Annotated in this window: 12 protein-coding genes; 5 read left to right on the plus strand and 7 right to left on the minus strand. The window is 65.6% G+C overall.

Features of this window, described 5'->3' with window-relative positions:
- Positions 1-9 precede the first annotated feature (9 nt).
- The gene (locus OG716_RS38035) at positions 10-3,729 is read right to left on the minus strand and encodes a nitrate reductase subunit alpha (RefSeq protein WP_405135055.1); all 3,720 of its coding nucleotides are present in this window, start codon (positions 3,727-3,729) and stop codon (positions 10-12) included.
- A gap of 367 nt (positions 3,730-4,096) precedes the next feature.
- Between OG716_RS38035 and OG716_RS38040 the strand changes: the two genes are divergently transcribed.
- The gene (locus OG716_RS38040) at positions 4,097-4,543 is read left to right on the plus strand and encodes a YdeI/OmpD-associated family protein (RefSeq protein WP_405135056.1); all 447 of its coding nucleotides are present in this window, start codon (positions 4,097-4,099) and stop codon (positions 4,541-4,543) included.
- Here OG716_RS38040 and OG716_RS38045 read toward each other — a convergent pair.
- The gene (locus OG716_RS38045; RefSeq protein ID WP_405135057.1) at positions 4,464-5,051 is read right to left on the minus strand and encodes a hypothetical protein; all 588 of its coding nucleotides are present in this window, start codon (positions 5,049-5,051) and stop codon (positions 4,464-4,466) included. The two genes, OG716_RS38040 and OG716_RS38045, sit on opposite strands and share 80 nt — an antisense overlap.
- 74 nt (positions 5,052-5,125) lie before the next feature.
- Between OG716_RS38045 and OG716_RS38050 the strand changes: the two genes are divergently transcribed.
- Positions 5,126-5,911: a helix-turn-helix transcriptional regulator gene (locus tag OG716_RS38050; RefSeq protein WP_405135058.1), complete on the plus strand. Its 786-nt coding sequence runs from the start codon at positions 5,126-5,128 to the stop codon at positions 5,909-5,911.
- A 168-nt stretch (positions 5,912-6,079) separates the two neighbouring features.
- On the opposite strand, the gene OG716_RS38055 is transcribed toward OG716_RS38050, so the two are convergent.
- A complete protein-coding gene (locus OG716_RS38055; RefSeq protein WP_405135059.1) occupies positions 6,080-7,912 on the minus strand; it encodes an NTP transferase domain-containing protein in 1,833 nt (610 codons plus the stop codon).
- A 266-nt stretch (positions 7,913-8,178) separates the two neighbouring features.
- Here OG716_RS38055 and OG716_RS38060 point away from each other — a divergent pair, with 266 nt between their 5' ends.
- The gene (locus tag OG716_RS38060) at positions 8,179-9,009 is read left to right on the plus strand and encodes a helix-turn-helix domain-containing protein (protein WP_355118838.1); all 831 of its coding nucleotides are present in this window, start codon (positions 8,179-8,181) and stop codon (positions 9,007-9,009) included.
- An 18-nt stretch (positions 9,010-9,027) separates the two neighbouring features.
- Here the strand turns inward: OG716_RS38060 and OG716_RS38065 are convergent, their stop codons facing one another.
- Entirely contained in the window at positions 9,028-9,909 is an 882-nt protein-coding gene (locus OG716_RS38065; RefSeq protein ID WP_405135060.1) for an alpha/beta fold hydrolase, read from the minus strand.
- 222 nt (positions 9,910-10,131) lie between these two features.
- Here OG716_RS38065 and OG716_RS38070 point away from each other — a divergent pair, with 222 nt between their 5' ends.
- Both OG716_RS38070 and OG716_RS38075 read left to right on the plus strand, forming a co-directional pair.
- On the plus strand, positions 10,132-10,554 hold the full coding sequence (locus tag OG716_RS38070; protein ID WP_355118834.1) for a hypothetical protein: 423 nt from the start codon (positions 10,132-10,134) through the stop codon (positions 10,552-10,554).
- A gap of 43 nt (positions 10,555-10,597) precedes the next feature.
- Complete coding sequence (locus OG716_RS38075; protein WP_405135061.1) at positions 10,598-10,900, plus strand: WhiB family transcriptional regulator; 303 nt, start codon at positions 10,598-10,600, stop codon at positions 10,898-10,900.
- Positions 10,901-10,933: 33 nt separating this feature from the next.
- Here OG716_RS38075 and OG716_RS38080 read toward each other — a convergent pair whose 3' ends face one another.
- The 3 genes from OG716_RS38080 to OG716_RS38090 all read right to left on the minus strand — a co-directional run bounded on the left by OG716_RS38080 (position 10,934) and on the right by OG716_RS38090 (position 12,872).
- Positions 10,934-11,674: a VOC family protein gene (locus OG716_RS38080; protein ID WP_355118833.1), complete on the minus strand. Its 741-nt coding sequence runs from the start codon at positions 11,672-11,674 to the stop codon at positions 10,934-10,936.
- Between the two features lie 81 nt (positions 11,675-11,755).
- Positions 11,756-12,061 carry an MGMT family protein gene (locus tag OG716_RS38085; RefSeq protein ID WP_355118831.1) on the minus strand — a complete coding sequence of 102 codons (306 nt, stop codon included), beginning with the start codon at positions 12,059-12,061 and terminating at the stop codon, positions 11,756-11,758.
- Positions 12,062-12,086: 25 nt separating this feature from the next.
- Positions 12,087-12,872: an alpha/beta fold hydrolase gene (locus tag OG716_RS38090; RefSeq protein ID WP_405135062.1), complete on the minus strand. Its 786-nt coding sequence runs from the start codon at positions 12,870-12,872 to the stop codon at positions 12,087-12,089.
- Positions 12,873-12,915: the final 43 nt, after the last annotated feature.

A 12,915-nucleotide genomic window follows, 5' to 3' on the forward strand; every position in this document is an offset into this window, starting at 1 on the left:
ACACGCATGTCAGTACTCCACTTCCTGCGAGCGCCTACGAATGGTGGTGACCTCGTCGCGCTGATTTCCGGTGGGCCCGTGGTAGTTCAGGGCGAAGGACTGCTGGGCGTACCCGCCGATGAGATGCGAGGGCTTGATCATGATGCGGGTCAGCGCATTGTGGATGCCACCGCGTTTGCCCCGGCCTTTGAAGTCGTCCGGCTGATCGGCGCCCTTACCGTTCGAGGCCGCCGCCGGCCCCTCGATGCGCGGGACATTCACCGTGCGGTCCTGGGCGTGGTACATGAACACCGTGCCCTCGGGCATGCGGTGCGATACGATCGCCCGCGCCACGACCACACCATTGCGGTTTACGGCCTCGATCCAATCATTGTCGGCCACACCGATTTTGGCGGCATCGACCTCCGACATCCAGATGGCCTGCCCGCCGCGCGAGAGCGTGAGCATGTGCAGGTTGTCCTGGTACGCGGAGTGGATCGACCACTTCGAGTGCGGCGTCAGATATCGTACCGTCACCCCGTTCTCGGTCACCTTGCCGATACCGGGTTCACTGAACAGCGCCGACATATCCAGTGGCGGACGGTAGATCGGCAGCTGCTCGCCGAGCTCGATCATCCAATCGTGATCGAGGTAGAAGTGCTGCCGCCCGGTCAGCGTGTGCCAGGGCTTGAGCCGCTCGGTATTGATGGTGAACGGCGAGTACCGGCGGCCACCGGTTTCACTGCCGGACCATTCCGGCGAGGTGATCACCGGAACGGGACGAGCTTGGGTGTCCGCGAACGTGATTCGCTTCCCCTCGTGCTCGGCCGCCAGATCCGCCAGCTTCGTTCCGGTGCGCTTTTCCAGCGCCTCGAAGCCCTCCACCGCGAGCCGGCCGTTGGTGGTACCCGAAAGTGCCAGAATGGCTTCCGCCGCGTGGGTGTCCTTGGCCAGCGACGGCCGCCCCTGCGCGATACCGGAGACCACCGTCCCGTTCATGCCCTTCAGGTACTCCACCTCGGCATCGGGATAGGTGGTGACACCCTTGGTGGTCAGGCCGAGCTGTTCGACGAGTGGCCCGAGCGCGGCCATCTTCTCCGCGATCTTCGGATAGTCACGTTCGACCACAATGATTTTCGGCATGGTCTTACCGGGGATGGGCTCGCATTCGCCCTTCTTCCAGTCGAGGACCCGCCCGCTCGCCTGGGCCAGCGCATCGGCGGTGTCGTGCTGCAGCGGCACCAGCACAATGTCCTTGCGGACACCGAGATGCTTCTCCGCCAGCCAGGAGAAGCCGCGGGCGATGCGATGGAATGCCTCGAAATCGGTCCGGGTCTCCCACGGCGGCGAAATCGCCGGCGAGAAGGCGTGCACGAACGGATGCATATCGGTGGAGGACAGATCGTGCTTCTCGTACCAGGTGGCGGCGGGCAGCACGATATCGGAGAACATGGTGGTGCTGGTCATCCGGAAGTCCAGCGACAGCAGCAGATCCAGCTTTCCGGTGGCGGCCTGATCGCGCCATTCCAGCTCCTGCGGCCGCACGCCGGCGGCCTCGGCGGTCTGCAGGTTGGAGTCCGCGCCGAGCAGGTGTTTATGGAAGTACTCATTGCCCTTGCCGGAGGAGCCGAGCAGATTGGCCCGCCAGACCGTCAGCACTCGCGGGAAGTTCTCGGGCGCGTCCGGGTCCTCGCAGGCGAATCGCAGCTCGCCGGATTTGAGGCCGTCGACCACATGGTCGGCCGCGCTCTTACCCGATGCCTCGGCCTCATCGGCCAGGTCGAGCGGATTGCGATCGAGCGTCGGATAGGACGGCATCCAGCCCAACCGTGTTGCGAGCGCGATATTGTCGGCCGCCGTCCGGCCCGCGAAGCTGCCCCTGCCCAGCGGGGAGGAGAAGGTCTCCGAGGTGAACGGGTCGTACCGCCACTGATCATTGGTGAGGTACCAGAAGACGGTGCCCTGCATCTGCCGCGGGGAGCGCTGCCAGTCGGCGGCGAAAGCCAGTGTGGACCAGCCGGTTACCGGACGGCACTTCTCCTGGCCCACGTAATGCGCCCAGCCGCCGCCGTTCACGCCCTGACAGCCGGTGAGCAGCGTCAAAGTGAAGAAGGCGCGGTAGATCTGGTCGGAGTGGAACCAGTGGTTGGTGCCCGCGCCCATGAGAATCATGGACCGGCCGTTCGAACGTTCGGCATTGTCGGCGAATTCGCGGCCGATGCGTTCGGCCTGCTTGGCGGGAACGCCGGTGATCGTTTCCTGCCAGGCCGGGGTGTACGGTTCGTTCGGGTCGTCGTATCCCGTCGGCCAGCTGCCGGGCAGGCCGGGACGTGCCACGCCGTATTGGGCGAGTAAAAGATCGAACACCGTCGTAACTCGTTTGCCTGCAACAACAGTCGTGGGGACGCCACGGGTGAGCACATCCGAGGCCGGTCCGTCGAAGCGTGGAAACTGCACGGCCGCAGCATCATCGGTGCGGCCGTGCAGGGTCAGCAGGGGATCGACGTCCCCCAGATCGAGATTCCAGTGCCCCTTGCCCGCCTCGGTGAAGCGATGCCCCAGGGATCCGTTGGGCACGTGCGGTTTTCCGCCGGCATCCAGCAGTACGGGCTGGAACTCCACCGCCTCGCCGGTACGGCCCAGGTCGGCGGCGGTGAGGAACTTGCCGGGTACGCAGACGCCGTTCCTCTCGTCGAGGGTGACGAGGTAGGGCAGATCGGTGTAGCGCTTGATGTAGTTGTCGAAGTACGCGGTCGACCTGTCGACGAAGAATTCCTTGAGCACCACATGCCCCATGGCCATGGCGAGGGCGGCATCGGTGCCGGGGCGGGCGGGCACCCATTCGTCGGCGAACTTGGTGTTGTCGGCGTAGTCGGGGGAGACCACCACGACCTTCTGGCCGCGGTACCGGGCCTCGGTCATGTAGTGCGCGTCCGGGGTTCGGGTGACCGGGACATTGGAGCCCCACATGATGAGGTATCCGGCGTCGAACCAGTCCGCCGATTCCGGCACATCGGTCTGGTCACCGAACACCTGCGGGGAGGCCACCGGCAGGTCGGCGTACCAGTCGTAGAACGACAGCATGGAGCCGCCGATGAGAGAGATGAAGCGCGCGCCGACGGCATGGCTGACCATCGACATCGCGGGAATGGGGGAGAAGCCCGCGACCCGGTCCGGACCGTACTTCTTGATCGTGTGAACGTGTGCGGCAGCGGCCATTTCGGAGGCCTCCCACCACTCGGCCCGGACGAATCCGCCCTTACCGCGCGCGGACTTGTACGTCTCGGCCTTGCCGGGATCCTCGACGATCGATTCCCACGCCAGCACCGGATCCTTCAGCAGCTCTTTGGCTTCCCGGTACATCTCCAGCAGCACGCCGCGCACGTACGGATACCGAATGCGCGCCGGGGAATACGTGTACCAGGAGAACGACGCACCGCGCGGGCAGCCGCGCGGCTCGTACTCCGGCTTGTCCGCGCCCACCGACGGGTAATCGGTCTGCTGCGACTCCCAGGTGATCACACCGTCTTTGACGTAGATCTTCCACGAGCACGATCCGGTGCAGTTCACACCGTGGGTGGAGCGCACCACCTTGTCGTGCGACCACCGATCCCGGTAGAACTCGTCCGCTTCGCGCCCGCCCACCTGATGCAGGGTGCGCAGGTCTGCGGAAACCTCACCGCGATTGAAGTACTTTCCCAATCGAAGCAGTGCATCGCCGGAGGTTGATCCGGTGCGCGTATCAGGCATGACGCCCCCATCGAGAGAGAAGAATCGGGCTGCTGGCTCGACTGTAGGGACGTCCGCGCGGCCAGCAAAACGGTTCTCTCACAGTGCGCTTGGGGCGTTTGTGAGCTGTGAGATCGCGGCAACCTGACGGTCACCGGGTGGTAGCGGCACTATCCTTACTATTCGGGCGTGACCTGCGGTGATTCACTTCAATGCGGTGCGGGGCGCTTAATTCGACGACGTCCCGGCTGCTCTCGGTGATGCTTTGGAAACGGTCGGTTCTCCCGCGCTTTACATTTGTTAACACATTTTTCGGGCGATATGGATTGCCGGGAAATCGCGGAGGAATATCCTGCCCTCTCCAGGATGTCTCGAATAGTGTGCTCGCATGCATCGATTCGAGGGCTCGATCCACGCCGCAGACGGCGGCGGTGCGTATATTCCCGTTCCCGCCGCGATCCTCGACGCGCTCGGCGGCGGCGGCCGCATCCCCGTGCAGGTCACCTTCGACGGTATTCCGTACACCGGGTCGATCATGTCCATGGGTGACGGCCCATGCCTAGGGGTGCTGAAGTCCCTTCGGGCCGACCTGGGGAAGGGCCCCGGCGATACGGTGGCGGTCACCGTGGAGCGCGATACCGCCGAGCGCACGGTGGAGGTGCCCGGCGACCTCGCCGCGGCCCTGGCGGACGCGGAAGTTCGCGGGGCGTTCGACGCGCTGTCCTATTCACGTCGCCGCGAGCACATCAAGGCCGTCAGTGAGGCGAAGCGGCCGGAGACGCGTGCTCGCCGGATCGCGAAGACTGTCGAGGGTGTGCGGCGTGGCCGAGTGTGAGTGACAGTGCGCGCGCGGGATCGGCGGGCGGCTGCGGCGCCCGCCACGCGACTCTCTGATCGGGGCGCACCAGGAGTGCACCCTCGATTGTGAGGTTCACTGTCTCGCAATAAGTCTCGGGGATCTCGTGCACGATCACGCACGGCGCGTCAGCTGCGGCCGCGCGCCGAGCCGCTCCGGAGGGGCCGACGAGGAGCGCGAATTCGGTGCCTATCAGGTCGAGTGTCGATCGGCCGGGCGCGAGATACGCATGCGGTAGCCGGGTTCCCGGCTGGCCTGCGGTATCGAGGCGATCCATACCGTGTGCGCTGTCATCATCGACGAATGCACCTGTGGGATAGCTGGAAGCCGTTCCCGCACCCGATCCGGAGCAGGCGCGCAGTCGTGAATCGGTGGCGGACCCGGCGCCACTCGCACTGGGGGCGTGAGGAATTCCGAACAGGATCGGTGACATATACAAACAGGGATAGTTCGCTGTACCTGCCATTCGGACGATTTGTGCAAGCATCCACCGGAAGGGGGAATACCCGGCGGCGTCCTACTCTCGACGCCGCGCGCCGGGCAAGTCGAAGGAGGACTGCGGTGGTCGCCGATGCGGCATGCGGACGTGATTCCAGGGAGCTCGAGGCACCCACTTTCGGAAATCTGCTGCGCCGTTTACGTGACGGTCGCGGTGTTTCCCGCGAACGACTGGCATTCAATGCGGGCGTGAGTGCCAGCTACATAACGCATTTGGAGAAAGGCGATCGCGGAAACCCGACCCGCGAGGTGGTCGAGGCACTCACCCGCTATCTGGATCGCCTCGACCCGCTGACCGCCGCCGACCGCCGCCAGCTCACGGATCTGGCCGGGGTCGGCACCGCGGAAACCGTTCCGACCGTGGACGAACTGCGCGGCGCCCTTACCCCGGAGCTGCTGCGCGTGCTCACCATGCACCGCCCGAACCTGGCCGCGTATATCGACACGCGCGCCAATGTGCTGGCCTGGAACGACAGTTGGGCGGATGCTTTCCCCGGTCTCATCGAGGACGGCAATATGCTCCGCTGGTTCTTCAGCAATGAGCTGGCAGCCCGGGTCATGGTGAATTGGGATGCCGATGTACGCCAGGCCGTCCGCTGGATGCGCGGATTGATCGGCCGCTCCGGCAATGTCGGTGGATTCACCGATCTCATCCAGGAACTCGGCCAATTCCCGAAATTCCGGCAGGCCTGGTCCGAAGGCGGCGTCGCCTTCGCCCCGCATGTGTGGACGCTGGATCTGCGGAACCCGGTCACCGGGCTGCGCCGCCGGGTCTTCGCGCAAACCGGCCGCCTGGACAGTGGCGCCTATCCCGGCCATCTACTGGCCATTCTCGGACTGGGCGGCTGACAATCCCCGAGTACCGCACCGGTGAACTCGACAGCGCATCGGTGAACTCGACAGCCTGTCTGTGAACCCGTCGCGCATCGGTGAACTACGTAGCGGATTGGCAAGCGCCCCAGTCAATCCAGTCGCCGGAGGAGTAGAGCACTCCGGCAAAGCCTCCGGACAATCCCGTCAGCGAGGGAGCGGGATGAATTCGACAAGCGCGCCGTCGAGAGCATCCGCCGGGACGATGACCAGACCGTCGCGATCGAGCAACCCGGCCAGATGTGCCGTGCGAATATGCGCGTCACCGATCCAGCCGCCCTCCGCACGCATCCGCGCCGGGACGATTCGCGGTGCGGTGCCGGAGATTTCGCCCGCGTTCACCAGCGGCCCCCGCTGCACGCGTGCGGGCGTGCTGCCGGTGAGACCCTCGACGACGGCGGTAACGAGCGCCAGTAGCGTTGCCACGGCCGCGTACGGATTGCCCGGGAGCCCGAGAATCACCGGGCCGGAAGCCAATTGGGCGGCGACCGTGGAACCGCCGGGGCGCAGCCGCAGCCGGTGCAGCAGCATGCGGGCATCGGCCCGGTCCAGCGCGGCGCGCAATTGATCGGCGGCGCCGCCGCCCGTCGCGCCGACGATAATGAGCAGATCGCATGCACCGGCGGCGGCGAACACCTCGTCGAAGGCATTCTCGGTGTCGCGCAGGTGCACTCGATCCATCGTGCCGATACCGTGCCAGGCGAGCAGATCCGGCAGCACCGGGCCGACGGAATCCCTGGTCTGGCCCAGATGCAGCGGGCCCTCGCTACGAATTTCGTCGCCGGTCATGACGATTCGCGCCCGCACCGGTCCGCGCACCGCGGCGGTCGTCACCTCGGCGCTGGCGGCCACCGAGATCAGTGCGGCGGTCACCGGCGTGCCCGCCGGGGCGACCTCGTCGCCGGGATTCCAGTCCTCGCCGCGGTGGCGCACATCATCACGAATCGGAGTGTCCGCCAGGCGATATAGTCGCCCCTCATCCGCCACCCGCACGAATTCGTCCCGCACCACCGAGCCGGTGCCGTCGGGCACGTGCGCACCGGTCGCAATGCGCACCGCCTCGCCGTCCTGCAGACCCGCCGGCCGCTGTCCGCCCGCGAAGCCGATATCGCGGCGCACCTGCCACGGGCCGGGGCCGCGCACCGCGTACCCGTCCATGGCGGATACATCGAAACGCGGCAGTGCCTCGGCCGCGCACAACGGCTCGGCCAGCGCCGCACCCCGGGCCCCGGGCACCGGCACCCGACGCACCTGCATTCGGGAGATATTCCGCCGCAGCGCATCCCGCGCCTCCGCGAGGGACAGCGGCGTGGCGGAGCGACTCGCTGTCGCTCGGGCGTGCTGTACATCGTCGGGTGTATCGCAATCGTCGACCCCGGCCACAGGCACGAGTGCGGTATCGGTAGGTACGAGTGCCTTCATCGGCCGATTGACCGGGGAATCAAGCTGATTCAGCGCCGCGATCAGAGCGGAGCGCCGCCAGACCCCGACCAGATATTGCGGCCGGCCCGAGGCATCCGCGGCGAATACCGCGTCAACGCCGGATTCTCTTGCGTGCATGAGTAGTTCGTCGATGGCAGCAACTGTGATAAATGGCATGTCCGCGGCCAGCACCACAATGCGTTCGGCCGGAAATTCGCCGTCCCGCAGCCTTGCGAGTCCGGCCGCGATCGCGGCCACCGGACCGGCCCCGGCCGGTACCTCCTGTGCCTGAAGGATTTCCGGCGGCAGCTCGGGCCGATGCGGTCCGACGACGACTGTGCGCGCGCACGCGGCGACCGCGGAAATCGCCGCATCCAGCATTGATCGGCCGCCGACCACTATTGCGGGCTTGTCGGCGCCGCCCATCCGGCTGGCCCGTCCACCGGCCAGCACAATCGCGTCGACGGTCGTCACGAGGCGAAGACGGGCGCGATGGTGATCATGGTTGAAGATCGTAGTGGCTGGCTGATTCGAGGCCGCGAACGTGGTCTCCGGCATGCCGAATCCACTGCTTGCTAAGCAATTGCTCATGTATGCGAAGTTGTGCGATGCACCACGACACATAGTAGAAATGATCATGTTTTGAACTTCTGAACAATCGCATATGGCAGTATCCGGAGCCAGAGCTGCGGGCGTTCCAGCGGATTCGTCACAGTTCACGGCAGGCGTTACAGCGGGTCCCGCTCTCCGGAACAGGTGGGTACCGGACTGATGAAGGTTGGTTTGCTGAATGTTTGTGGAGAGGGAACGGCGTGGTGCTGGGCGTGAAAACTGATCGAGACTTCGAAGAGCTGAAACCGCCGACATTCGGTCTCCTGCTGCGCAAGCTCCGCGACGCCAGGGGGGTATCACGCGAAAGACTCGCCTTCAACGCCGGAGTCAGCGCCAGCTACATCAGTCATTTGGAGAAGGGCGACCGCGGCCATCCCACCCGCGAGGTGGTCGACGCACTGGTCCGATATCTGGACCGAATAGACCCGCTGTCGGTGGTGGAACGCCGGCATCTGCTCGATCTGGCCGGTCTCGGTGTCAGCGATTTTCCCACGGTGCAGCAACTGCGCGGCGAAATCACCGATGACATGCGCCGCGCGCTCGAACTGCACGAACCCAATCTCGCCGCGTATGTGGACACCCGCTGGAATGTGCTGGCCTGCAACAGCAGTTACTCGCAAGCCTTCCCGGGGCTCGAGCAGGATGTGAATATTCTGCGCTGGCTGCTGGGCAACGAGCTCTCCCGCGAGGTCATGCTGGAGTGGGAGGAGGAGGTCCGGGTGACCGTGCATTGGCTGCGCGGACTCATCGCCAGCTCCGGTGACACCGGCTGGTCCGCCGGATTTCTCGCCGAACTCGGACGTTTCGGACTTTTTCGCGAATTATGGGACGAGGGCATTGCCGCATATGGCCGTCCGCGCGCCATCATGCATCTGAACGACGTCCCCACCGGCCGCTGCCGCGCAATCGCGGTACAGCTCTTCAGCGTCTTCTGCGCGGCATATCCCAGCCAGATCCAGATCTTCCTCGGTATTCCGACCTGGTGTTCCGATACCGGCGTGCTGCTCGATCCCGGCCATCTGCGCAACGGCACGGAGGATTAGGCCGGGATCGAATTCCGGTCATCGTGCGGCATGAATTCCGGGTGTGGAACGCCCCTGCAACCACGGATGCGCCGGCGCGTGCGTCAGGTTGTTCTCGTGCCGCGCCGTAGCCCGCCGCACCAGTCGAATCAGGAGGGGCGCCACCACTTCCGGATGCGTCCACGCGGCGCCGTGCCCGGCGCCCGGAATGGTCACCACCCCATCGGCATTCGCGAGTCCGGCGGCCAGCGCATCGGATTTCTGCGCGGTGCTGGTGCCGTCGTGACTGCCCCGGATCACCAGTGTCGGCGCGGTGATTTCCGATAGCCGGTGCACTACCGAACGGCGCTCCATCAGGCAGCGCGCGGCCGGGAGGATGGACTGCCGATCGGAGGAGTACCAGCGGCTGGTCCAAGCCCGCCACAGGCGCGGATCGCTGCCGCCGATCAGCTGCGGCGCCAATTCCGCGACCAGCGGCGCCATCGGCTCCGAACTGCACCAGCGTTCGAAAAAGGTGCGGTAGAAGGCGAGTTCGGCCGGGCTGCAGTCCCCTGCCTCGGTATCGATGAGCGCCAATCCGCGCACCCGCTCGGGCGCCAGCAGTGCCAGTCGCAGTGCGGTGAATCCGCCCTGACTCATACCGCCTATGACTGCTTTTCGAATCCCCAATTCATCCATAACCGCCAGTGCGTCGGCCGCCATATCCCAGTAGGTGAACTGTTCGCCATCCGGTGACTGAGTGCGCCCGTGGCATCGCGCATCAATCGTTACGAGATTGATCCCGGCAGCTGCCAGAGGTTCGCGCATCGGTTCGAACATCGATTCGTCCATCAGAAATCCATGGATGAGGAGAAGTGTCGGCCCAGCGATGTCGCTGGTGACGAAATGAACTGTGGCCGCACCTGATTGCACATAAGGCATGGTCAGACCGTAAAGGGCGAAACCCGTATCGGGCTAATGTTTGCCCACGTGGTGCCGGGCACCCTTCGGTGCTGTTCCCGACGGGTACCAACACTGGCCAGTGTCAGTACTGCTAGGGGTTTGCCCCAGATGTCCTTAAAACTGGACAAGTCGACCGTTCGGCCTTTTAAATCAGGCGATGGCGCTTTTGGGACAAGCGCTTATTCGATAGGGAGGAAAATAATGTTCGACGTCACTACTGCCGCTCGCCGCGACTTCCGGACCGATCATGGGGCGGTACTTCGCGATTCGCTCGAGGGTTTGCTGCTGCACGACGGAGTGGGCCTGGATGCTCGTATGCGCCATGCCATTACCGCGGTTGTTCATCTTGCCGTCGACGCACCCCTCGGAGTGCCGGAGGACGCCGAGGAATTCCTGGCCCGGTTGGACGGCACCTGGCTGTTCGCCGCCTGGAACGATTCCGATACCGAATTGTCACTGCTCAATACGCTCTCGCTCGGAGACGCCCCGGCGCTTTCGTGGTGCGAACTCATGTTCACCACGGCCCTCGCGCCCTGGTCGTCGGCGCCGGCCGCGGTGCACGCGCGCCGCATCTTCCTCACCGGTGAGCAGGCCCGCCTGGCCGCGGTCAGCGGCGACTGCTGACCCGTCAGTTTTCGGGTCTTGTGTATTCAGAATCAATCCGTTTATGAAGAGGGTGAACGACGTGAAAATGCTTTTCACCAATTTCGATGCGATGTTCGAAACCATCACGCGCCGCGACGAATCCGAACCGGAGTCCTGGCATCAGCAGGCCCTGTGCACCCAGACCGATCCGGAGGCGTTCTTTCCGGACAAGGGCGGTTCCACTCGCGAGGCCAAACGAGTCTGCTCATCCTGTGAGGTGCGGCGCGAATGCCTGGATTATGCGCTGACGCATGATCAGCGTTTCGGCATCTGGGGCGGAATGTCGCCGCGGGAACGGCGCCGGTACGAACGCGGGGCGGCCTGATACCGCGCAGTGGGTATCAGCGGGGGACCGTAATCAGCCGGATGCTGCTTGCAGCAGACAGAATTCGTTGGTTTCCGGATCCGCCAGCACCACCGCCGGTGCATTGGCCGGGGGAGATTCGGGACTGATCGGAAACGCGCCCGCGGCTTGTAGTCGGGCGGCTTCTTCCACGGGGTCATCGCTGGGGAAAGCGATGAGATCCAGATGAAGGCGACTGCGCTCGCCGAGCGCTTCGGGTGTGCGGAGGAATTCCAGCCACGGACCCTGACCCGTGGCCGAACGGATTCCCGCATAGCGGGCACTGTCGTGCGTGACGGGCCAGCCCGCGGCCTTCGACCAGAACTGTGCCAGGCGCAGGGGATTCTCGGTATCCACCACGATCGCCGCCACCGACCCGGTATCCACATAGTGCTCACGTGGCTCGAGCACGCAGAATTCATTGCCTTCCGGATCGGCCAGTACCGCCCACGGCACCGCGCCCTGCCCGATATCGATCCGGCGCGCGCCCAGGGACAGCGCCCGATCCACCTGTACGCGTTGATGATCCAGCGATCGGCTGGACAGATCGAGGTGGATGCGGTTCTTCGCCGCCTTGGACCGGCGGGCGGGGAGGAAGGTCAGCGCCACATCCAGTCCGTCCGGGTCGGATGCGGCGACATCGACCCCGTCGGGACGATCGAGTGCCACCTCCCAGCCCAGGAGTTCGGCCCAGAAGCGGGAGACGCTCCTGGGCTCGACGGCATCGAACACCACGCAGGCCAGACGGGTGGACATGGTTTCCACGGTAGCCGCCGCCCGGGGTGCCGCGTACCGGGTTTCGCGGAACCGAATCCGCCTGTCGGCCCAGGTCGGCGGTCAGTCCGGCGAGTCGAAATGAAATCGGGCGCGCCGCAGGTCCACCCGATCGCCGAGAACCGGGCAGCCCTCCGCGGCGAGTTGACCCAATTGCCGGTGCGCCAAATGTGGTGCGGGCGTGCCATTTGCACGCAATACCCGATGCCACGGCAGATCCGCGGAATCGGTGCGCATGATCCAGCCGACGGTGCGGGGCGTGGACAGACCCGCGGCGGCGGCGATATCGCCGTAGGTGGCGACCCGGCCGGGCGGAATGGCCGCCACCAGCTCGCGGACTCGCTCGACTTCGGCATCGGAGGTGGGCATGGGCGGGCTCCTCGGGGGTGGCGGTTCAGAGCACGGCGCGGACGAGAGCGGCGGTGTCGGCGGGCAGTTCCTGCGCCACCATGTGATCGCAGTCGAATTCGTGCACGGTCAGACGGTCGCCCAGCTGCGCCGTGAGCGCCGCGCGGAAGGCCGGGGTCACGAAGGGCGGCTGCACCTTCATCGCCTGCACCAGGATCGTGCGCAGTTCCGGCGGCGGCAGCACGAAATCGCGGGCCAGCTGACCCCAGTACGAAATGATCGCGGGCAGGGTCGTGCGCCAGGCCAGCCGGCCGTCCGCGGTGGGCACCAGATGCTCGGCCAGCTCGGCCTCGAGCACCCGCGGGTCCACATCCGCCCAGGCGGTCTCCAGCTTGTCGAACCGGGCGTTCTCCAGGCTCGCGTAATCCGGGTGCGCCAGATTGGAATCCGCGATCCGCAGCATGAGCTCCGGCGCCAGGCCGATCGCCGGATCCAGCAGGACCAGCGCGCGCACCAGTTCGGGATGCCGGTGCGCCAGATGCACGGCGGCCGCCGCGCCGAACGAATGCCCGAGCACCACCACCGGTTCGCCGGTCCGTGCCGCCAGCGCCGCCACCAGGTCCGCGACGATCGTTTCGAAATCCCACGGCGGCACGCCGGTCGACCTCCCGTGCCCCCGCAGATCCGGCGCAATAATCCGCACATCGGGCAGCTGCTGCTCAGCCAGTGCCTGCCAGCGTTTACCGTGCCCGGTCAAGCCGTGCAGCGCCAGCACAACCGGGCCGGTCGAAGGACCGAAATGATGAATATGAAGATCGGACACCCCGACCATTCTGCTGCCTCGCCGGCGCGGGGCTCCACCCACCGGCGGACCG

The organism is Nocardia sp. NBC_01388 (assembly GCF_045040085.1).
In the GTDB taxonomy this organism is placed as follows: Bacteria; Actinomycetota; Actinomycetes; order Mycobacteriales; family Mycobacteriaceae; genus Nocardia.

Bases quoted from the DNA above. Each gene is read 5' to 3' on its own strand.
- OG716_RS38090 (WP_405135062.1), bottom strand. From the start codon at position 12,872: ATGGTCGGGGTGTCCGATCTTCATATTCATCATTTCGGTCCTTCGACC.
- OG716_RS38085 (WP_355118831.1), bottom strand. From the start codon at position 12,061: ATGCCCACCTCCGATGCCGAAGTCGAGCGAGTCCGCGAGCTGGTGGCG.
- OG716_RS38035 (WP_405135055.1), bottom strand. From the start codon at position 3,729: ATGCCTGATACGCGCACCGGATCAACCTCCGGCGATGCACTGCTTCGA.
- OG716_RS38075 (WP_405135061.1), top strand. From the start codon at position 10,598: ATGAAGAGGGTGAACGACGTGAAAATGCTTTTCACCAATTTCGATGCG.
- OG716_RS38045 (WP_405135057.1), bottom strand. From the start codon at position 5,051: ATGCTTGCACAAATCGTCCGAATGGCAGGTACAGCGAACTATCCCTGT.
- OG716_RS38055 (WP_405135059.1), bottom strand. From the start codon at position 7,912: ATGCCGGAGACCACGTTCGCGGCCTCGAATCAGCCAGCCACTACGATC.
- OG716_RS38070 (WP_355118834.1), top strand. From the start codon at position 10,132: ATGTTCGACGTCACTACTGCCGCTCGCCGCGACTTCCGGACCGATCAT.
- OG716_RS38065 (WP_405135060.1), bottom strand. From the start codon at position 9,909: ATGCCTTATGTGCAATCAGGTGCGGCCACAGTTCATTTCGTCACCAGC.
- OG716_RS38040 (WP_405135056.1), top strand. From the start codon at position 4,097: ATGCATCGATTCGAGGGCTCGATCCACGCCGCAGACGGCGGCGGTGCG.
- OG716_RS38080 (WP_355118833.1), bottom strand. From the start codon at position 11,674: ATGTCCACCCGTCTGGCCTGCGTGGTGTTCGATGCCGTCGAGCCCAGG.